The 19,560-nt window shown below is 34.0% G+C and carries 21 protein-coding genes and 1 riboswitch; of the genes, 9 read left to right on the top strand and 12 right to left on the bottom strand.

Annotated features, from left to right (window positions below):
* The first annotated feature begins 724 nt into the window (after positions 1-724).
* Positions 725-1,186, top strand: a complete 462-nt coding sequence (locus AB9Q04_RS01825; RefSeq protein WP_410023917.1) for a CPBP family intramembrane glutamic endopeptidase — start codon at positions 725-727, stop codon at positions 1,184-1,186.
* A 44-nt stretch (positions 1,187-1,230) separates the two neighbouring features.
* On the opposite strand, the gene thiH is transcribed toward AB9Q04_RS01825, so the two are convergent.
* From thiH to thiS, 4 genes are read right to left on the bottom strand one after another with little or no spacing between them, the layout of a single operon-like run.
* Positions 1,231-2,391, bottom strand: a complete 1,161-nt coding sequence (gene thiH / locus AB9Q04_RS01820; RefSeq protein ID WP_410023683.1) for a 2-iminoacetate synthase ThiH — start codon at positions 2,389-2,391, stop codon at positions 1,231-1,233.
* Between the two features lies 1 nt (position 2,392).
* Positions 2,393-3,163, bottom strand: a complete 771-nt coding sequence (locus AB9Q04_RS01815) for a thiazole synthase (RefSeq protein WP_410023682.1) — start codon at positions 3,161-3,163, stop codon at positions 2,393-2,395.
* Positions 3,153-3,767, bottom strand: coding sequence for a sulfur carrier protein ThiS adenylyltransferase ThiF (gene thiF, locus AB9Q04_RS01810; protein WP_410023681.1), 615 nt, complete (start codon positions 3,765-3,767; stop codon positions 3,153-3,155). Before thiF ends, AB9Q04_RS01815 begins: the two co-directional genes overlap by 11 nt.
* A gap of 2 nt (positions 3,768-3,769) precedes the next feature.
* On the bottom strand, positions 3,770-3,967 hold the full coding sequence (gene thiS / locus AB9Q04_RS01805) for a sulfur carrier protein ThiS (protein ID WP_410023680.1): 198 nt from the start codon (positions 3,965-3,967) through the stop codon (positions 3,770-3,772).
* Positions 3,968-4,131: 164 nt separating this feature from the next.
* A riboswitch (TPP riboswitch) is annotated at positions 4,132-4,228 on the bottom strand.
* A 134-nt stretch (positions 4,229-4,362) separates the two neighbouring features.
* Between thiS and AB9Q04_RS01800 the strand changes: the two genes are divergently transcribed.
* On the top strand, positions 4,363-5,028 hold the full coding sequence (locus AB9Q04_RS01800) for a hypothetical protein (protein ID WP_410023679.1): 666 nt from the start codon (positions 4,363-4,365) through the stop codon (positions 5,026-5,028).
* Between the two features lie 660 nt (positions 5,029-5,688).
* On the opposite strand, the gene AB9Q04_RS01795 is transcribed toward AB9Q04_RS01800, so the two are convergent.
* From AB9Q04_RS01795 to AB9Q04_RS01780, 4 genes are all read right to left on the bottom strand, one after another.
* On the bottom strand, positions 5,689-7,536 hold the full coding sequence (locus AB9Q04_RS01795; protein ID WP_410023678.1) for a heavy metal translocating P-type ATPase: 1,848 nt from the start codon (positions 7,534-7,536) through the stop codon (positions 5,689-5,691).
* A 3-nt stretch (positions 7,537-7,539) separates the two neighbouring features.
* Positions 7,540-7,764: a cation transporter gene (locus AB9Q04_RS01790; protein ID WP_410023677.1), complete on the bottom strand. Its 225-nt coding sequence runs from the start codon at positions 7,762-7,764 to the stop codon at positions 7,540-7,542.
* 9 nt (positions 7,765-7,773) lie between these two features.
* Positions 7,774-8,076: an ArsR/SmtB family transcription factor gene (locus AB9Q04_RS01785; protein WP_410023676.1), complete on the bottom strand. Its 303-nt coding sequence runs from the start codon at positions 8,074-8,076 to the stop codon at positions 7,774-7,776.
* Between the two features lie 102 nt (positions 8,077-8,178).
* Positions 8,179-9,180: an ornithine cyclodeaminase family protein gene (locus AB9Q04_RS01780; protein ID WP_410023675.1), complete on the bottom strand. Its 1,002-nt coding sequence runs from the start codon at positions 9,178-9,180 to the stop codon at positions 8,179-8,181.
* A gap of 117 nt (positions 9,181-9,297) precedes the next feature.
* Between AB9Q04_RS01780 and AB9Q04_RS01775 the strand changes: the two genes are divergently transcribed.
* The 5 genes from AB9Q04_RS01775 (at position 9,298) to AB9Q04_RS01755 (ending at position 11,803) form a co-directional block, all read left to right on the top strand.
* Positions 9,298-10,002 carry an ATP-binding cassette domain-containing protein gene (locus AB9Q04_RS01775; protein WP_410023674.1) on the top strand — a complete coding sequence of 235 codons (705 nt, stop codon included), beginning with the start codon at positions 9,298-9,300 and terminating at the stop codon, positions 10,000-10,002.
* A 3-nt stretch (positions 10,003-10,005) separates the two neighbouring features.
* On the top strand, positions 10,006-11,136 hold the full coding sequence (locus AB9Q04_RS01770; protein WP_410023673.1) for a hypothetical protein: 1,131 nt from the start codon (positions 10,006-10,008) through the stop codon (positions 11,134-11,136).
* A gap of 10 nt (positions 11,137-11,146) precedes the next feature.
* Positions 11,147-11,320 carry a hypothetical protein gene (locus tag AB9Q04_RS01765; protein ID WP_410023672.1) on the top strand — a complete coding sequence of 58 codons (174 nt, stop codon included), beginning with the start codon at positions 11,147-11,149 and terminating at the stop codon, positions 11,318-11,320.
* A gap of 79 nt (positions 11,321-11,399) precedes the next feature.
* A complete protein-coding gene (locus AB9Q04_RS01760; protein ID WP_410023671.1) occupies positions 11,400-11,570 on the top strand; it encodes a hypothetical protein in 171 nt (56 codons plus the stop codon).
* Positions 11,571-11,641: 71 nt separating this feature from the next.
* Positions 11,642-11,803: a hypothetical protein gene (locus tag AB9Q04_RS01755; RefSeq protein WP_410023670.1), complete on the top strand. Its 162-nt coding sequence runs from the start codon at positions 11,642-11,644 to the stop codon at positions 11,801-11,803.
* Positions 11,804-11,843: 40 nt separating this feature from the next.
* Here AB9Q04_RS01755 and AB9Q04_RS01750 read toward each other — a convergent pair whose 3' ends face one another.
* From AB9Q04_RS01750 to dhaK, 4 genes are all read right to left on the bottom strand, one after another.
* Positions 11,844-12,476 carry a PepSY domain-containing protein gene (locus tag AB9Q04_RS01750; protein ID WP_410023669.1) on the bottom strand — a complete coding sequence of 211 codons (633 nt, stop codon included), beginning with the start codon at positions 12,474-12,476 and terminating at the stop codon, positions 11,844-11,846.
* A 90-nt stretch (positions 12,477-12,566) separates the two neighbouring features.
* A complete protein-coding gene (gene dhaM / locus AB9Q04_RS01745) occupies positions 12,567-12,953 on the bottom strand; it encodes a dihydroxyacetone kinase phosphoryl donor subunit DhaM (protein WP_410023668.1) in 387 nt (128 codons plus the stop codon).
* Positions 12,946-13,545, bottom strand: coding sequence for a dihydroxyacetone kinase subunit DhaL (gene dhaL, locus AB9Q04_RS01740; RefSeq protein ID WP_410023667.1), 600 nt, complete (start codon positions 13,543-13,545; stop codon positions 12,946-12,948). The genes dhaM and dhaL overlap by 8 nt, the downstream gene beginning before the upstream one ends.
* A gap of 7 nt (positions 13,546-13,552) precedes the next feature.
* Positions 13,553-14,530 (bottom strand): dihydroxyacetone kinase subunit DhaK, encoded by a 978-nt coding sequence (gene dhaK, locus AB9Q04_RS01735; protein WP_410023666.1) that lies wholly within the window; start codon positions 14,528-14,530, stop codon positions 13,553-13,555.
* 229 nt (positions 14,531-14,759) lie between these two features.
* Here dhaK and uvrB point away from each other — a divergent pair, with 229 nt between their 5' ends.
* Together uvrB and uvrA are read left to right on the top strand one after the other, a co-directional pair.
* Positions 14,760-16,727, top strand: a complete 1,968-nt coding sequence (gene uvrB, locus AB9Q04_RS01730) for an excinuclease ABC subunit UvrB (protein WP_410023665.1) — start codon at positions 14,760-14,762, stop codon at positions 16,725-16,727.
* Position 16,728: 1 nt separating this feature from the next.
* Complete coding sequence (gene uvrA, locus AB9Q04_RS01725) at positions 16,729-19,557, top strand: excinuclease ABC subunit UvrA (protein ID WP_410023664.1); 2,829 nt, start codon at positions 16,729-16,731, stop codon at positions 19,555-19,557.
* The last annotated feature ends 3 nt before the right edge of the window (positions 19,558-19,560 follow it).

The following is a 19,560-nucleotide window of genomic DNA, read 5'->3' as shown; positions in this document are numbered from 1 at the left end:
TATTTTATTTTTGATATGGTGTACTTCCTTGAGGAGGAATTATGCTTAATATAAAAAATTTAACTATAAATTTAAGAGAAGATGATAGATTTATTTTAAAAGATTTTGACTTTGTTTTAAATGATGGAGACAAGGTGGGGCAATAGGTGAGGAAGACAACGGGAAGACAGGTCTATTGTAAAAAAGAACGAAAGCTAGGTGGTTATATTTGTGAAAATAGCTATATCATCGGTTATTTGATTTAATCTTTAAGAACAATTATAGCAGTTCTCGCTATAGAGAGTTTATAGACCAAGTTTTTGATAAGATTTACAATTTAACTTGCCATGGGTTGAAATAAATGCTGGAAATATTAAGAAATTAGAATTTTAATTAATTAATTTAAAAGTATAATTATGATATGAAAAAATCTATTAAAATTATTTTGAAAACATTAATATTTTTTATACTATGGCTGGTTTTAGCTGTAGTAATTCCAATACCTAATGGTATTTCCGATAATTGGTGGAGATTTTTAGCGGAACTAGTTCCATTTTTAGCTATAGTATTTCTAACATATATATTTAGTAAATTTGAGAAAGATCGATTATCTATAATACACTTTGAAAAACCATCTAAACAAACTTTAGCAGGAATATTTCTAGGATTAATATGATTTTTTATACCATTCTTATTGCTTAATAGTCTAGGATATTTTGAAATAACTGATAAGAACTACATAAATATGCTAGGAATTTGGATGGTTTCTGCACTTATAAATACTATTATGCAGGAATTACTGGTTCGTGGATATATTTATCAATTATTAAAAAAAGAATATAGTATTATGATTGCGACAATTGTAAGCACTTTACTATTTACTTTTATGCACGGAGGAGCATTTGAGGCAGGTCCAATAGCTGTTATAAATGTTCTTACAATGTCTTTACTAATGACTATTATTTTAGAATACACTAATTCTTTGCTGATACCTATAATTATGCATTTTATATGGAACGTTATGGGTGGGATAATATTTGGCACAGTATCTTTAGCAGAAGACTATCCTCATCTATATAATATTGAAATTACAGGAAATACCATTATATCAGGCGGTATATTTAAAATGGAAGGTAGTATATTTGTATTTATTATAAATATAGTTATGATTATAATATTTTATAATCTATACAAGAAAAACAAATAATTCGCAAATAAATACTCCCTTATCTTAAAGATAGGGGAGTTTTTTCATACATTTATATAATCAGTAAACACAGCTGTCATACCTATACTATTTAAATCATCTACTACATCTTTTGTAGTCCTCATATCATCTATCTCAAACTGGCTACCACCGCTATGCTGGTTATTTTTCGATCTGTGGCCTATGGATGTATCTACTGATGCAGAGACTTTGGTTGCTGCGTATTTTACTGCTAGATTTCTAAAGTCTCTGGATTCCCTAGTGGATAGGGTGATGGATGCGTATGGTAAAAATATCCTAATTGCTAGCATAATTTGGAAAAATTCCCTATCTTCTACTATATTTTTAAAGATTAGACTATCATCTGCACCCTTTGCTGGCCTTATCCTTGGTAAGGATATGGCTATTTCTGCTTCTGGATATTTTTTTTGAACTAGGCTTGCGTGGATTCCTAGTTTAAAGGCTTCTTCTATTGGGTCTCCTAGACCAAATAGGGTTCCAAATCCTACTCCTCGCATACCTCCCATTATTGCTCTTTCTTGGGTATCTATCCTATAATTAAAAGACCTTTTATGTCCTGCTGGATGATAAAAGTCATATGTTTCTTTGTTGTAGGACTCTTGAAATACTGTTACAAAGTCTGCTCCAGCTTCTCTTATTTTTTTATAATCATCGACATTTGCAGGATATATTTCTATACCTATTGCTTTAAAATATTTTTTTGCTATTTCACAAGTCTTTGCTATATAATCGATGGATGAAAATTTTGCGCTTTCTCCTGTAAGGATTAGCACATCTTCTATACCTGTTGCGGCAAGGGCTGCCATTTCTGCTTCTATTTCATCAAAGTCAAGCTTTGCTCTTTTGATATCGCTTTGGACCCTAAAACCACAATATTTACATGAGTTTTCGCAGTAGTTTGCTATATAAAGAGGGGAGAAGAGGGTAACATTGTTACCAAAGTATCTCATTCTCTTTTTATGTGCCTTTTCCCCCATAATTTCTAAAAATACACCATCTTTATCATTTAATATATTATAGAAATCTTGGTAGGATAGGCTATCTTTTTCTAAAGACGACTGGATATCAGCATTTGTCACCTTAGAAATTTTTACCTCTTCATAGATAGCATCTACTTTTTCTTTTATATCTGAATCGATTATATCCATCCCTGGAAAATATTCTTCTACACTTTTTATATTCATACTACTCAAAAAAATCCCTTAATGGACTTGATGGGTCTGCACCCTTTTCTAGGACACGTCCTGGTTTTGATAAATAAGCAAGTCTGCCGCCTTTTATCCCATATTTAAAGGCTTCTGCCATCATTGTTATATCTCCTGCACTTGCTATACCAGTATTTGCCATTATTGCTGCAGCTCCCATTTCCATTGCTTCTGCTGCCTGAGATGGAGTTCCTATACCAGCATCTATGATAATTGGTAGGTCAACTTCATCTATAATTATTTTTATAAAATCTTTTGTAGCTAGTCCCTTATTTGATCCAATGGGACTAGCAAGTGGCATAACTGCTGCTGCTCCAGCATCTCTTAGGTCACGAGCATAGTTTAAGTCTGGATACATATAAGGAAGGACTATAAAGCCTTCTTTAGCCAAAACTTCTGTAGCTTTTAAGGTTTCTGCATTATCTGGCAACAAGTATTTACTATCTCTCATGATTTCGATTTTTACAAAATCACCACAACCCATCTCTCTGGCAAGTCTTGCAATTCTGATAGCTTCATCTGCATTACGAGCTCCAGATGTATTTGGGATAATGGTTATATCATCTGGGATATAGTTTATAATGTTTGCTACATCTTTTGTATTTGCACGTCTAAGTGCCACTGTAATCATTTGTGCTTCTGCACTTTTTATAGCAGCGTCTATGAGTTCTGGCGAATATTTTCCACTTCCTAGAATAAATCTTGATCTAAATTTCTTACCACCAAGCTCTAAGTAGTCTTTATTTTCCATTATAATCTCCTGTTATAATTTTTATAGCTGTTAAGGCCTCAAGACTTGCTATAATTCCTACATAGGCAAGGTATAATCCTTGGTCTGGATTTGAAGTAAAGTCACCTATCAAAGTTACATTATCTATTTGCTTTATTTTTATATCACTAAGCTCACCTAGACCTGAAACTCCTGTACCTGAGATGAGATATTTATCTTTTCTGCCTACAAAGTAGTCAAATAGCATAGTTTTTGATTCCTTATTATCAAAGGCTTCTATAAATATATCTGTATTATGGGCTATAGTATCCATATTTTCAGTTGTTAGATAAATATTTTGGTTGTGGCATTTTACATAAGGTAGGGTGGACTCAATTTTCTTTTTAGTAAGCAGAGCCTTATCTCCTCCTAGCTCATCAAGGGTAAAATTTTGGCGATTTAGATTAGAATACTCTATCGTATCAAAATCATAAAGGTAAAGCTCGCCCACACCAGCGCGGGCTAGGGTCATAGCTATATTTGACCCTAAACCACCACATCCTAATACAGAAACCTTAGCATTTTTTAGCTTTTCGTTTACTATAGGATTTTGTCTTCCTAAAACTTTTTTTCTGATATCATCCATTTTTAACCTCCTCCAACAAATGAAAATACCTCGACTTTTGCGCCGTCTTGTAAAAGAAAGTTTTTAAAGTTTTCTCTTTTTACTAACTTTTCATCAACTTCTACAGCTACAAAATCTGGGTTAAAGTTAGCACGTTCTAATAAGTCATATAGACTTTCATTTTCTATAAAAGAAAGTTCTTTAGCGTTTACTTTTATCATTTTTTTCACCTCCTTATTAAAAAAGCGCGAAGGAAATACCATACCCGTGGTGGTATGCCCCTTCGCGCCTAGTGCACTCTCAACTTTAAAAAATATTTAATTGTCTAAGAGACTTAAAAAATTTATAAAATAAAAAGACTCCTATTGAGAGAGTCTTTAAAACTTAGCTTTATAGTTAGCTTTCTTTCGACGGTATTAGCCGCATCAAGTTTTAAGGGTTGACCAAAGTCTCTCAGCTATGAAGCACCCCTAGCTTCATCTACATTATAGAACATAGTTATAAAAATTGCAAGGATATTTTATATTTTTATTATAGTATAATACATTTTAAGATAGATAAAGGAGGCTTGTTGCCTTTGGCATCAAGATTTAGTACAAAAGGAAATTGAAAATTAATGGGAAGATTAAAAATTTATAGAAGTAGAATAATTATATTGCTTATGTCTATATTTTTATTAACTAGTTGTGAAGGAGAAAAAAAAGAAACTCCAGAAGTTGTAAATTTAGAAGAAAAAGAAGGAAAAGGACCTAGTTTAGAAGAACTTCAAAAATTTCTTTTTGAAAAGCTAAACGGGCAGCAATTAGTTAGAAACTATGGTGAAGATACTGGATGGACAAATTTAGAATTTACTGAAGATGGAAACTTTACGGGATCATATTTTGGAAAAGTTAAAAATGATGGATTCGATGCAGGACTTACTGAATATGCTTGGATTTGGCATAGGGGTGAGGAAATCCATACTTCTGCCTTTAAAGGAAAATTTAATATTGTTGAGCAAGTAAATGATAATGTTTATAAGATGAAGCTTGATAATTTTGAAATAACTTCAGAATATGGGCGTTATGATGATATTTATTTTAATGTAGACTTTGCTCTAGGGATAAAGCCTGATGCGGATTATTATTTATATATTCCAGGTACTCCGGCTTCTTTGCTACCTAATGAAAATAGTAGGCTTGATAATAATTATAAAAAAGAAGATATGGCAGAAGATAAGACCCAAGGATTTATAATTTGGAATAAGTATGAGGATGAGGTTTTTAATCAGTTGGCTCTTTAAAGGTAAAAAAAATAGAATTAAAATAAAAATCTAAAAATATTAATGTTACCCTGCGCAAAGGCATAGACTTGGAGCCGAAAAGGATTGTGATACTGCTAATTTCTAACTGGAGTTAATATTAATTTATGAGATCCTTCGACGCGTTCGCTATGCTCACTTGCTCAGGATGACAGGCTTTGTCTTTAAAAAATAATAGTAAAGCTAGATAGTGCAGTTTTTTTTAGAATGTTTATTCAAGATGTAAATCAAAAACCAAATGTCACCTTGAGCGTAAAGGCTAGGCCTTGGAGTCGAAGGGTCTTTTAGAGTAGTACTATTTTTATCCGAAGATAATATTAACCTATGAGATTCTTCGACGCGTTCGCTATGCTCACTTGCTCAGGATGACAGGCTTGGTTTTTAAAAAATAATAGTAAAGCTAGATAGTGCAGTTTTTTTTAGAATGTTTATTCAAGATGTAAATCAAAACCCAAATGTCACCCTGAGCGCAAAGGCGTAGCCTTGGAGCCGAAGGGTCTCTTAGGAATTATTTTTATTCGAAGTTGCTATTAACCTAGGAGCTCCTTTGATGCGTTCACTTTCTTTTTTTGCTAAGAATAACAGACTTTATCTTTAAAAATTAATAAGTAAAAGACCCGCAATATTGCGGGTCTTATTAAATCATATTTTCTTTCTTAAAATTCTCATTGCCCATAGGACTGCTATTATTGTAACTCCAACATCTCCAAATATTGCTGCCCACATACTTGCATATCCTAGTAGTCCTGCTATTAGGATTCCTATTTTGACAGCCATTATGAAAATCACGTTTTGCCTTACTGTTCTGTTGGTAAGGTCTGAGATTTTCATTAGCTTGCTCATCTGGCTAAACTCTCCGTTGACTACGAGTATATCGGATGATTCTATAGCAAGGTCAGATGCTGTTTCTCCCATTGATATACCAACATCTGCATTGGTAAGGACTGGGGCGTCGTTAATACCATCTCCTACAAAGACTGTAGGAAGTCCTTTATCTTGGTAGCCTTTCATAATTTCTAGCTTCTGGTCTGGCATTACTTCTGCAAAGTAGTTATCTAGGCCAAGTTCTTTGGCTGTTTCTTCAACTGCATTTTTGCCATCGCCTGATACTACAGCTATATTTTCAAAATGCTTGTGAAGATCTTCTATAGTTTCAAATGATTGGTCTTTGATTTCATCTTCGATTATTACTTTTGCAGCAAGCTTGTCATCTATAGATACATAGATTGCCCTGTCATTTTCTTCTCCATCATAGCCAATAAATCTAGCAGAACCTATCTTGATTAGGTCGCCATCCTTGCTATTAGCTCTTACACCAAGGCCCTTTTCATTGATCACTTCTTCAAACAAATCATGTTTTTCATCACGGTCTAGACTTTTTACTATCCCTTTTGCGATAGGATGGGTACTCATTAGCTCGATATTATATATATAATCGAGGATTTTTTCCCTATCATGGTCAGTAAAATATTCTATATCTTTTACTTTGAAATTCCCTGTAGTGAGGGTTCCGGTTTTGTCGGATAATAGGACTTTGGCATTGTTTAGTCCTTCAAAATACTGGCTTCCTTTTATAAGGATGCCATTTTCACTAGCTAGACCAAGGCCTGACATAAAGCTTAGTGGGACTGATAGTACTAGGGCACATGGGCATGATATTACTAAAAATGTAGCTGCCAAGAATATAGAGTCATACCAATCTCTTCCAAAAAATAGGGGAGGGATAATTGCTACTATAAGCGCAATAGCTACAACAATTGGGGTATAGACTCTGGCAAATCTTGTTACCATCTTTTCACTTTCAGACTTGCTTTCTGCGGAATCTTCTATAATCTCCATAATCTTTGCTGCAACAGAATCATCAAATTCTTTCTTAGCTTCCATTTTGATAATCCCTTCAGTAAGAAGAGATGAAGATATAATCTCAGACCCTACTTCGGCTTCTACTGGCATGGATTCTCCAGTGACAGAGGATGTATCAAGGAGGCCGTGACCTTCTATAACGACACCATCCACACCGATTTTCTCACCATCACGAACCAGGAGGATATCTCCTACTTCTACATCATCTAGGTCGATTTCTGTAGTAGAACCATCTGGGTTTACCTTATTGGCCACATCAGGCACTAAGTCTAGGAGTCCTTCTATGTTTTGGCGGGACTTATGGCTTGCTATATTTTCAAATAAATCACCAAAATTATAAAAAAGTATTACAGCAATTGCTTCTGTATATTTGCCTAGGAAGAAGGCTGCAATTGTTGCTATAGTCAAAAGGAAGTTCTCATCCATGGCCTGGCCACGGATGATTCCCTTAAACCCTTTTATCAAAATATTCCATGCTGAAATGAGGTAGACTATCAGAAAACCTACTTTAATCCATATATTTTCACCTATAGTATTACTTAATACTGCTAATATAGCAGTAAACACACCTATAGCTATAAGTTTTCTAAGCTCCTTTTTGTGAGCATCTGTCATAGACTCAAGCATATCCTACCTCACTAAGACAGTCCCTGGCTCAAGCTTATCAGCAAGTCTATTAGCCTCATCAAAGATAGCATCTTCATTAGCACCATCAGCTAAGTCCATCTTTAGTTTCAAAGTTAGGAATGATAGGTTAGCATCATTCACTCCATCTATTTTCTTAACAGCCTCTTCAATCTTTGCTGCACAATTTGGGCATAGGTCATCACTTTTTACTTTGTATTTTACTTTCATTATATTCTCCTATTCATTAATATGTTCTAATCCTGTCTTAAAAATTGTCTTTATATGATCATCGGCAAGTGAATAATATATAGACTTGCCATTTCTTTCTGATTTTACTAAGTTGCTATCCTTTAGATACTTAAGCTGGTGGCTAATAGCTGATTGACTCATATTAAGAGCATCAGCAATGCCCCCTACACTTATAGGTCCATTAAAAAGCTTATGGAGGATCCTAAGTCTAGTAGAATCTGCAAAAACCTTAAAAAGGTCCGAAAGCTCCATTATATTTTCAAGTCTAGCATTTTTTATCGATTCATCCATGTTACCTCCTTACTAAATTTGAACATGTGTTCATATGAGCATTATATCATATATACATATGATGTCAACTAAAAAAAGCCTAGATAATCTAGGCTATCTATCTTACATTTCAATAATTTGTCCAATATTTTCTTTTTCTGCAGCTTCTAATATTTTTTGTCCAACAACTAGGTCTAAAACTGCTGATCCAGTTGTTTCAAAAAATGTAATTTCATCAGTTCTTTCGCGACCAGAAACTTTTCCTAAAAGTTTTTCACCAAGTTCTCCAGTGATATCTTTATCTGGGTCAAAGTTTCCATTTTTAATTGGCTTTATAAGGTCTCCTGATTCACTCACTGCCCCATCAAAGGTATCCACGTATAATTTTTGTGCGTGAGTGATTATATATGCTGGGATTTCGCTCATATCAGGAGTATAGGAACCAACTCCATTTATATGGCAGCCTTTTTTTACTTTTGTGCCATCAAAAACAGGGTCCTTAGCGGTAGTTACTGTGGTAATTATATCTGCATTTTCTATTGCTTGGTCAGCAGAATCTACAGCCTTTATCTCAAAATCAAAGCTATTTCCTAGTTTTTCCTTCATGCGCTTAGCAAAATCTTCTGCGCGGTCTTTCGATAAATCAAAAACCCTTACTTCTTTTATATCACGTACGTTTAATATTGCTTCAAGTTGACTTTCTGCTTGTCCACCTGTACCAAAAAGGGCAAATATTTTGCTATCCTTATTGGCTAGCTCATCAGTAGCTGCTCCAGCTATAGCTCCAGTACGTAAACGAGTGAGGTAGGTCCCATCTATTAGAGAATTTACCTCTCCTGTTTCGTTATTTAAGGTAAACATAGTTGCAGGTACTGATGTGAGATTTTTGGCAATATTATCTGGATAAACTGAAACTATTTTAACACCCAAGGCATTTTCACTTGGCACATAGCCATACATATATAAGGATTGGCCATTGTGGTCAGCTACATCTAAATTTGCACGTAGGGGAATGTCAGCTCCACCATCTGAATAAGCTTTTAAAGCATCTTTTGTTGCCTCTATGGCTACTTTCATATCCATTACTTTTTTGATATCTTTTTCATTTAATACACGAATTTGCATAGTAAAACCCCTTCATAAAATTTGTATTATTTTGCTTTAATTATATAGAAATAATTTGTCAAAAACAATGTATATTTTTAAAAATGCTGGGTAAAAAGAGAGCAAAAGGAGGCTGATATGGTTAATAATTTATTAGAAGTGAACAATTTAAAATCTTGGTATGAAGCTGATAAAAATATTTTAAATGGCTGTAGTTTTGCTATCGAAGAAAATGAAATAGTTGCCCTTGTTGGTAGCAATGGCTCTGGGAAAACCACTTTAATAAAAACTATTACAGACATTCATCCCAAATTTGAAGCTAATAGTATAAATTTTCGTGGAAATAACATTGATTTTTCTAATGAAGATTTTAAACTCAATCGTATTGCAGTTTTTTCTGAAGATAATAGTTTTAAATACTGGACTTTTCCTGAGTACAATGAATTTTTGCATAAAGTTTACAATAGAGAAATTGATGAAGACTATCAAAACTATATGATAGAAAATTTTAACTTTGCCCAGTACATAAACAAACCTGTCAAAGAACTATCTATGGGAAATAAAAAGAAATTTTTTATAATAGCTGCCCTTGGCTTAAAACTGCCTTTGGTCATCTTAGATGAGCCAGTAGATGGATTAGATTTTGAGGGATCAGTTTTCCTTTATAAAATAATGCGCGATTACAAAAAGTATGGGTCAATATTCATGGCAACTCATATTTTAGAATCCATTACAGAATCTTGTGATAGCTATGTATTACTAGATAAGGGAAAACTATCTGCAAAAACTACTGTTAATAGTGACCTTACATCTGAAAAGATTTTGCAAACTTTTAAGGAGTAGCCTATGACAAAAGTTTTTTTAAAGGATATGCTTGATAGAAAAACTATAAGTAAATATTTGGTAGGGCTTGTGCTAATCTATATTGGCATGGATTTTTTGATACAAAAGGATCCAAATTTATTAAGTGTCAATTTTGATCTAAGATTAGCAATCTTCATATCCTTTGCCCTTTTTACAACCATATTCTATTTTGCAAAGACCTATACCAGTACCGAAAATACCTTGCTATATTATCAACTGCCGGTAAAACGCAAAAAGATAAATTTATCATTTATTTTAAGTTTAATAGTAGATTCGATAATTAGAAAATTTTTGCCACTTGCAGTTATAGCTTATGTTTTAAAGGCACCGATTGAATTTTATCCCATAATTTTACTTATGCTGCCAATTATTTGTATGCTCGGATCCTTACCTAGTAGTAGAAATATTGGAGGAAATAAGAAGTTAATTGTATGTTTCCTTTTGCTTGCCTCAATTGCCTTGGTTTTGTTTTTATTTTATAAAACTAGTTTAAGTATGGGAATTAAAGCTTTAATATCAATCATGGCTATTTTGATATTAGTAATGATATTAAGCAGATTTTATCTAAATCAAGCTATATTTTCCCAGCAAGAGATGGGTTCTAGCAGAAAGTTTAAAATCTATAATTATTTCTTAAAATTTATCCTAGCAGAAAATGTATACTTGATTAATACCGTGGGTATCATTTTAATGATAGGATTTGTTTCTATTATGATGCCAGGAGCAATTAAAATCCCACTTGCTCTAGCAGTAGCAACGGTTAATACACCATTGCTTACAATTTTTTCCACAGATGTTGGACTTGCTACTTATAAAAATATGTTACCAAAGACTTACAATTCATTAGATAAAGATTATATAAAAGTGTTATTTATATACTTTGCTTTGGTTCATATCATAATTTTACTAGCAAATCAAGGTCAGATGTCAGCAAAACTAGTCATATGCCTTATAGTTTTTACAATTTTTGATACACTTCTAGCATATTTTATGGAGAATAAATATCCGATAGTAGGTAAAAAGACCACAATGGCGGTTTGGAAGTCGCCTAGAAAGTACATACTGGGTGTAGTTGTTTTTATGTTGGCCTTTGTAATATTTGTAATGATTTAAGGAGAAAAGTATGAATAGAAAAGTCTTAAGAATCATCCTAGCTATAATATGGTTTGTTGTTGCGATTTTATCCTACAAAAGAAATGAGATGGTATTTGCTATTTTAAGTGCGGTTTTAGCAGTAGTATTCTTAGTATTTGCCTTTAAAAATGAGGATAATAGTAGTAATCGTAGCGTTAACTAAAAAGCGAAAATCTCCCCTTGGGGAGATTTTTTTATTTCGGGTATAATTTTAACAAATATTATTTAAGAAAGGAATTATTATGGAAAAAGGTAAAATTGCACAAATTATTGGAATAATTGCTATGCTATACTCTGTGTATATGTTTTTTGATAGTAGAGGTGGTCTAGGATTTTTTGTATTACTGATAGGAGCAGTAGTTTTTGGTATTGGTAAGAAGTCTGAAAACAATACAAACTACGTACCTAGATAAATATATGTTTTAACACTGCCTCTCATAATTGGGAGGTTTTTTTATTATATAATTAAATTTGGAGAAAGGTTATGAAAAAACAAAAGTTAGAAAGTATATTTGGCATAGTATTTGTAATCTTATCTGTTATTTTATTCTTTACCAAAAGGGGAGGACTGGGATTTTTAGTATTTTTGATAGGACTTGGACTTTATATTTATAGTAGGCGAGGTACTGATTATAGATCAATGTAGGCAATAAAAAAGGACCTAAATGGTCCTTTGTTTTTTATAATTATTTGTGAATGATGTCTCCAGTTTCAGCATCGAGTTCAACATCGTCTCCATCTTCGATATCTATTTCATAAACTAGTTTACCATCATCATTGTGGTCTAGTTCATATGATTTTACATAGCCTGTGTTGTTTTCTAAAGCTTTTGTCATAGCTTCTTGTGGGGTTATGATTGTTGCAAAGTCAATTGCAATATCATCATCTAGATCATCGTTATCATCATCAACTTCTTCTTCTTGAGCTAAGATATCTCCAGTTTCAGCATCGATTTTTACTTCATATTCTTTGTTTTCTTTAAAACCTTGAATATCGTAAGCATATTTTCCGTCATCTTCATCAAGTTCTACTCCAGAAACTTCAATACCTTCTTCTGGGAAAGTTTCTTTAAATTTAGCTACTGCATCATCTAGGCTAATAGCAAATTCTTTTTCTTCGATACCTGTTTTTAAGTCATCGATTTTTTCTTCTACATCATCTTTTGTTTCGTTAATTTCTTCTGTAACTGCTGCTTCAGTATTATTTGCAGCATCCTTTACATCTTCCTTAGCTTGTTGAGCATTTTCTCCACCACAAGCTGTTAGTAGAGCTGCTAGTACTAGAGCTGATGCTCCATATTTTAAATTTTTAAATTTCATAAAACCCTCCTTAATGAAATTTGTGTTATTAATATACTACATTAAATTTATTAAACAAATTTAGATATATATTAATTATAATCCTAGCTATTATTCAAGTTTATTTAAATCATATTTACTAATCATATTTTTTAGATCGTCAAGTTCAGTATTTTCATCTATACTAACACCAATTTGTACGCTAGATTCTACAAGGGGTGATCCCGCTAAAACTACCTTTTCTTTTAAATCATCATCTAGCATTTCGTAAGCTGTTTCACAATTCATCATAGATGATCCTAAATCAAAAAATACTACTAAACCATCTTCAGCAAGCCTTGTCATTTTTTCGTTTATTTCTTCAAAATTTGAACCTAGCTCACCATCTTCTGTACCACCAGAGTATTCTATATTTACATCACCAGCCATTTGTCCTACTAATTCAGTGAGACCCTCAGCTAATTTGTGGCTGTGGCTTGCTATTAATATATTAATCATCAATTTCTCCTAATGCTGTTTTTATCATTATATATGAACTTGCTGCACCTGGATCTATGTGACCAATTGATCTTTCACCCACATAGGATGCTCGTCCCTTATTTGCTTTTATATCTTTTGTTTTATTCATAGCTTCTTCGGCAACTTTTATAACTTCATCATAAGTTTTGCCTTCATTTAATGCATCTGCAACTGGCTCTAAGACATCAACCATAGTTTTATCGCCAACTTCAGCTTTTCCTCTTTGTTTGACACCTTCAAGACCGCTAGCAAAAGCTTTATTTAATGTATCACGATCTAAATCACTTATATCTTTTAAGCTTGCGGCAAATTTCATAAAAAATGAGCCATAAAGTGGACCGCTTGCTCCACCTACTTTTGAGAGCAATGTAGTAGCAACTTTATTAAATAGGTTTTTATAATCATCAAAATCGCCTTCTATAGCTTCCTTTGTGAATTTAAAACCTTTGGCCATGTTTACACCATGGTCAGCATCACCTATTGATCTATCAAGCTCTGTTAGATAATCTTTATTTGCTATAATTTCGTCTGCAATTTTATTTATTATTTCTTGTACTTGTTTAATTTCCATTTTTTCACTACTTTCTAACTATATCTACTTCTTGGTCAAGTAATTTTAATCTCTCATCATCTACTTTGTAAAGAGTGATTGAAAAACCTGCCATATCCATGCTTGTCATAAAGTTTCCAATATATGTTCGGGCAACTTTTATATTTTTTTCTGCTAGGTAATCAGCAAGACAATTATTGATCACATATAGTTCCATTTCTGGAGTGGCACCCATGCCATTTACCATTACTGCATATTCACTATCGTCATCTTTTATTTCTTCTAGTAATCTATCAACCATTTCTTTTACAATTTCATCGGCTGATTTCATTTCTTCTTTTTGGATACCTTCTTCACCATGGATCCCAATTCCCATTTCAAATTCATTATCTTCAAGCAAGAAAGATTCTTTTCCATCAGATGGATTTGTACATGCTTTGGTTGCTATACCAATAGATTTAATATCGTTAATTATTAGATCGGCCATTTTTTTAATTTCGGCTAAGGATGCACCGTTTTCTGCCATAGCTCCTAAAGTTTTGTGAACAAAGATAGTTCCTGCAACACCACGGCGATCTTCTTTTTTTTCTACGGCTATATCATCAGCTACGATTATATAATCTACCTGTATGTCCTCCATTTCAGCCATTTCCTTGGCCATTTCAAAATTCATAACATCGCCTTGGTAGTTTTTTATGATCATAAAGACACCTTTACCAGAATCAGATTTTTTGATTGCTTCTAAAATTTGATCTGGAGTAGGGGAGGTGAAAACTTCTCCTGCCACAGCACAATCCAGCATACCGCGTCCCACAAATCCAGCATGTGCAGGTTCGTGGCCAGATCCACCACCGGATATGATTCCTACTTTACCATCTACCGGTGCATCGGTTCGAGCTATTACGTTTGTGTTTTCTATTCTAGTAATCTTGTTTGGATTAGCTTTTACTAAGCCATCAAGCATTTGATCCACTAATTTTTCTGGACTATTGATTAATTTTTTCATATTTACCTCCAAATATAAAAAGTCTTCCATTGACGTTTATACCCAGAAATATAACTATGCTGCAATTTGAAAAAAACCACCTAAAATAGTATATTTTATATAAAATAAATATTAAAACAAAGGTCAGGGTTAGTCAAAAACTTGACCTTTAACTATATAGATATATTTTAAAAGGCGAAAGTAGATTTTGACCTTTTTATTTAGGTATTAAAAAAGAAAGGATAAATATTTGCAAAAATTTAAAATTAATTCTGATTATAAACCTAGAGGTGACCAGCCAGAGGCTATAAGGACCCTTGCAAATGGTTTAAATCAAGGTAAAAAACATCAAATCCTCCGTGGTGTAACAGGATCTGGTAAGACTTTCACCATGGCAAATATTATAGAAAAGGTGCAAAGGCCAACCTTAATTTTAGCCCACAATAAAACTTTGGCCTACCAACTTTTCACAGAATTTAAAGAATTTTTCCCAGACAATGCTGTGGAGTATTTCGTTTCTTACTACGATTACTATCAGCCAGAAGCCTATGTAGCAGCAACTGATACTTATATTGCAAAGGATAGTTCGATAAATGATGAGATAGATAAGATGCGCCACTCTGCAACCATGGCTCTTTTTGAACGCCGCGATGTAATAATTGTGGCATCTGTTTCTTGTATTTATGGTCTGGGTGATCCGATAGATTATAAAGAACTTGTAGTTTCACTTCGTCCTGGCCAAGAGATTGCCCCTGAAGAAGTTATGAGAAAACTTATCGATGTTCAATATGTAAGAAATGATATTGACTTTGATAGGGGTACTTTTAGAAAACGTGGGGATATCTTAGATGTCTTTCCAGCAGGTTTTGACCAAAAAGCTATACGTTTTGAGTTTTTTGGAGATGAAATTGAAGAAATTTCAGAGTTTGACTCTTTAACTGGAAAAGTAACTGCAAAATTGTCCCACGCCTACATTTATCCTGCCAGCCACTATGCTACAACAAGTGCAAAGACAGAACGTGCCATAGTAACTATCGAGCAAGAGTTAGAAGAGCAATTAAAATATCTAAATGAAAATAATAAACTACTCGAGGCTCAAAGACTAGAGCAAAGAACCAGATATGATATAGAAATGTTAAAAGAAATTGGTTTTTGTTCAGGGATAGAAAACTACTCCAGACACTTAAGCCAAAGACCAGCAGGAAGTCGTCCATACACACTTATAGATTATTTCCCAGATGATTTTGTAATAATGGTCGATGAGTCCCACGTATCTATTCCACAAGTTGGGGGTATGTATGAAGGGGACAGGGCTCGTAAGCAAAACTTAGTTGATTTTGGTTTTAGATTGCCATCAGCTCTTGACAATAGACCTTTAAAATTTAAGGAGTTTGAGTCTTTAGTAAATCAAGCTATTTACGTTTCAGCAACACCAGGCCCATATGAAATGGAGAAAACTGGTGGAGAAATGGTTGAACAAATTATCCGTCCAACAGGATTGCTTGACCCAATAGTTGAGGTAAGACCAACAGAAAATCAAATAGATGACTTAATTGAAGAAATCTATAAGACAACAGAAAAAGGCGACAGGGCCTTGGTCACAACCTTAACAAAAAAAATGGCAGAAGATTTAACTACCTATCTTACAGAAAATGGCATAAAAGTAAAATACCTGCACTCAGATATAAAAACTATTGAAAGATCTGAGATCATCCGTGAATTGCGTTTAGGAGAGTTTGATGTTTTAGTCGGTATCAACCTACTAAGAGAGGGTCTTGATATCCCAGAAGTAAGTCTAATTGCAATCCTTGATGCTGATAAGGAAGGTTTTTTACGTTCAGAAACATCCCTTATCCAAACTATCGGTCGTGCAGCTAGAAATAGCGAAGGCCATGTAGTCTTGTATGGGGATAATATTACAAAATCAATGAAAAAAGCCATTGATGAAACAGCCCGCCGCCGTGATATCCAAATGAAATTTAATGAAGAGCATGGCATTACCCCACAAACTATTAGAAAAAATATTGGGGAAATGATCCAAGTTACAAAAGCAACAGAAGAAGCAGAAATAGAAGAATTTAATAGAGAAGATATAGATACTATAATAATTAATCTGGAAAGTCAGATGTATAAGGCCGCTGAAGAGTTAGACTTTGAACGTGCTGCAAACATCCGTGATCAGATTAAACAAATGAAAGAAAATTTCGTAGGAGCGTAATTTGACAGAACACGACATAGTTATAAAAGGTGCTCGCACCAACAATTTAAAAAATGTCGACATCACCCTGCCACGCGATGAAATGATAGTTTTTACAGGGCTTTCCGGATCCGGAAAGTCCACTTTAGCCTTTGATACTATTTATGCAGAAGGACAAAGGCGCTATGTAGAAAGTTTATCATCATACGCTAGGCAATTTTTGGGCAATGTAGACAAACCAGACGTGGATAGCATAGAAGGACTTTCTCCTTCTATATCAATTGATCAAAAAACTACAAATAGAAACCCAAGGTCGACAGTAGCTACAGTTACTGAAATTTACGATTATTATAGACTTTTATATGCAAGGATTGGGGATGCTTATTGCCCAGTTTGTGGCAAAAAAATCGAAGCCCAATCCATAGACCAAATGGTTGATAAAATCCTAGAATTACCAGAAAGAACAAGAATCCAAGTCCTTGCTCCAATGATTCGTGGCAAAAAAGGCCAACACAAAAAAGCCTTAGAAAACATCCAAAAACAGGGTTTTGTAAGGGTTGTAATAGACGGCGAACGCCACGATTTGGAAGAAGATATAGAACTTTCAAAAACAAAGAAACACGACATATCAATAATTGTAGATAGGATCGTGATAAAAGAAGGCATCGAATCAAGATTAACCGATTCTCTAGAAACAGCCCTAGGTCTTGCTGATGGTATTATTTTGATAGATGTAATTGATGGCGAGCCTTTTATGCTAAGTAGTAAACTTGCTTGCCCAGATGGCCACGTTTCTTTACCCGAAATCACACCAAATATGTTTTCTTTTAACGCGCCCCTTGGTATGTGCCCAGATTGTAATGGATTAGGTTTCCACTTACAAATTGACCCAGAACTTGTAATTCCAGATTTAAATTTATCCATCAATCAGGATGCGGTAGATGCCTATAGTGGATCTGCTAAGGACTCTTATTACTATGAAACCATCCGTGCCATTGCAGACCATTATGATTTTTCTTACGATGAACCACTTAAAAACGCACCAAAGGGTTTAGTTGATGATATCCTTTATGGGACCAAATATGACTTATCCTTTGTATTTGACTCTAGATTTTCTGGAAGAAAAAGATACAAGGGTAAATTTGAAGGGGCAGTAATAAACTTAGCTGACAGGTACGAGAGAACAAATTCTGAAACTCAAAGAAAAAGATTTAGAGAATTTATGGGTGAAGAAGAATGCAAGACCTGCCATGGTGATAGGCTAAAACCAGAAGTTCTATCAATCAAGGTTGATCAAACAAATATAGCTGACCTTACAAAATTATCAGTAGAAAACTCTGTAAAATTCTTTAAAGACCTAGAATTATCAGAAATGAAAGCAAATATAGCAGAGCTTATTATAAAGGAAATAGAATCTCGCCTTAAATTTTTAGACGATGTAGGCCTTGGATATCTAACCCTAAGCCGTTCTGCATCAACCCTATCTGGTGGAGAAAGTCAAAGAATAAGGCTTGCAACTCAAATCGGATCAGGTTTAGTTGGAGTTTGTTATGTCCTTGATGAGCCTTCGATAGGCCTTCACCAAAGAGATAATGATAGGTTAATAGCATCTCTTAGAAACTTAACTGATATTGGAAATACTTTGATAGTTGTAGAACACGATGAAGATACCATAAAAGAAGCAGACTTCATAGTAGATATAGGTCCAAAAGCTGGTGTCCATGGTGGGGAAATAGTTGCCAAGGGATCAGTGGAAGATATAAAAAAATCAAAAAGATCTATTACTGGAGATTATCTATCCGGCAGAAGGGTAATACCTATCCCAGAAGAACGTAGAACAAGTGATAACTTTATAGAAATTAAAGGAGCATCAGAGAACAACCTAAAGGGTATAGATGTAAAAATCCCTGTAGGTGTGCTAACATCAGTAACTGGTGTATCTGGTTCTGGTAAGTCTTCTTTAGTAAATGAAATACTATATAAGTCAGTAACCAAAAAATTAAATAAAACTAAGGTCCGTCCAGGAAAACACGATGAAATCCTAGGCCTAGACCAAATTGATAAGGTAATAGCTATAGACCAATCACCAATTGGTAGAACTCCACGTTCAAACCCTGCTACCTATACCAAAGTTTTTGACCACATCCGTGATGTTTTTGCCATGACTAATGAAGCAAAAATGAAAGGTTACACCAAAGGAAGATTTTCTTTTAATGTAAAGGGTGGACGTTGTGAAGCCTGCAAGGGTGATGGTACAATCAAAGTAGACATGATGTTTTTACCAGATGTATATGTACCTTGTGAAGTTTGCCATGGTAAACGCTACAATAGGGAAACTTTGGAGGTAAAATACAAGGGTAAGGATATATCAGAAGTTTTAGATATGACAGTTGAAGAAGGTATAGAATTTTTTGCCAACCACGCTCCAATTGTTAGAAAACTTCAAACCTTATATGATGTAGGACTTGGTTATATAAAAATAGGCCAACCTTCCACAGAATTATCTGGTGGGGAAGCCCAAAGGGTAAAACTTGCTACAGAACTAGCAAAAGTAGGTACAGGTCAAACTCTTTATATCCTAGATGAGCCAACAACAGGTCTTCATATGGCAGATGTTCACAAACTAATCGATGTTTTAAATAGATTAGTAGATCAAAATAATACAGTAGTAGTAATCGAACATAACCTAGATGTGATAAAAGTGTCAGATTATCTAGTAGACCTAGGACCTGAAGGTGGAGATGGAGGAGGAACACTCGTCGGATGTGGCACTCCAGAAGAACTTGCTAAAAACAAAAAGTCCTATACAGGTAAATATCTAAAGAAAATATTTGATGAAAATAAAAAATAGGAG

The organism is Anaerococcus groningensis, from assembly GCF_046365465.1.
Lineage (GTDB): Bacteria > Bacillota > Clostridia > Tissierellales > Peptoniphilaceae > Anaerococcus > Anaerococcus groningensis.
This window is presented reverse-complemented; position numbering and strand designations above follow the sequence as displayed.

Bases quoted from the DNA above. Each gene is read 5' to 3' on its own strand.
- AB9Q04_RS01825 (WP_410023917.1), top strand. From the start codon at position 725: ATGCTAGGAATTTGGATGGTTTCTGCACTTATAAATACTATTATGCAG.
- thiH (WP_410023683.1), bottom strand. From the start codon at position 2,391: ATGAATATAAAAAGTGTAGAAGAATATTTTCCAGGGATGGATATAATC.
- AB9Q04_RS01815 (WP_410023682.1), bottom strand. From the start codon at position 3,163: ATGGAAAATAAAGACTACTTAGAGCTTGGTGGTAAGAAATTTAGATCA.
- thiF (WP_410023681.1), bottom strand. From the start codon at position 3,767: ATGGATGATATCAGAAAAAAAGTTTTAGGAAGACAAAATCCTATAGTA.
- thiS (WP_410023680.1), bottom strand. From the start codon at position 3,967: ATGATAAAAGTAAACGCTAAAGAACTTTCTTTTATAGAAAATGAAAGT.
- AB9Q04_RS01800 (WP_410023679.1), top strand. From the start codon at position 4,363: ATGGGAAGATTAAAAATTTATAGAAGTAGAATAATTATATTGCTTATG.
- AB9Q04_RS01795 (WP_410023678.1), bottom strand. From the start codon at position 7,536: ATGCTTGAGTCTATGACAGATGCTCACAAAAAGGAGCTTAGAAAACTT.
- AB9Q04_RS01790 (WP_410023677.1), bottom strand. From the start codon at position 7,764: ATGAAAGTAAAATACAAAGTAAAAAGTGATGACCTATGCCCAAATTGT.
- AB9Q04_RS01785 (WP_410023676.1), bottom strand. From the start codon at position 8,076: ATGGATGAATCGATAAAAAATGCTAGACTTGAAAATATAATGGAGCTT.
- AB9Q04_RS01780 (WP_410023675.1), bottom strand. From the start codon at position 9,180: ATGCAAATTCGTGTATTAAATGAAAAAGATATCAAAAAAGTAATGGAT.
- AB9Q04_RS01775 (WP_410023674.1), top strand. From the start codon at position 9,298: ATGGTTAATAATTTATTAGAAGTGAACAATTTAAAATCTTGGTATGAA.
- AB9Q04_RS01770 (WP_410023673.1), top strand. From the start codon at position 10,006: ATGACAAAAGTTTTTTTAAAGGATATGCTTGATAGAAAAACTATAAGT.
- AB9Q04_RS01765 (WP_410023672.1), top strand. From the start codon at position 11,147: ATGAATAGAAAAGTCTTAAGAATCATCCTAGCTATAATATGGTTTGTT.
- AB9Q04_RS01760 (WP_410023671.1), top strand. From the start codon at position 11,400: ATGGAAAAAGGTAAAATTGCACAAATTATTGGAATAATTGCTATGCTA.
- AB9Q04_RS01755 (WP_410023670.1), top strand. From the start codon at position 11,642: ATGAAAAAACAAAAGTTAGAAAGTATATTTGGCATAGTATTTGTAATC.
- AB9Q04_RS01750 (WP_410023669.1), bottom strand. From the start codon at position 12,476: ATGAAATTTAAAAATTTAAAATATGGAGCATCAGCTCTAGTACTAGCA.
- dhaM (WP_410023668.1), bottom strand. From the start codon at position 12,953: ATGATTAATATATTAATAGCAAGCCACAGCCACAAATTAGCTGAGGGT.
- dhaL (WP_410023667.1), bottom strand. From the start codon at position 13,545: ATGGAAATTAAACAAGTACAAGAAATAATAAATAAAATTGCAGACGAA.
- dhaK (WP_410023666.1), bottom strand. From the start codon at position 14,530: ATGAAAAAATTAATCAATAGTCCAGAAAAATTAGTGGATCAAATGCTT.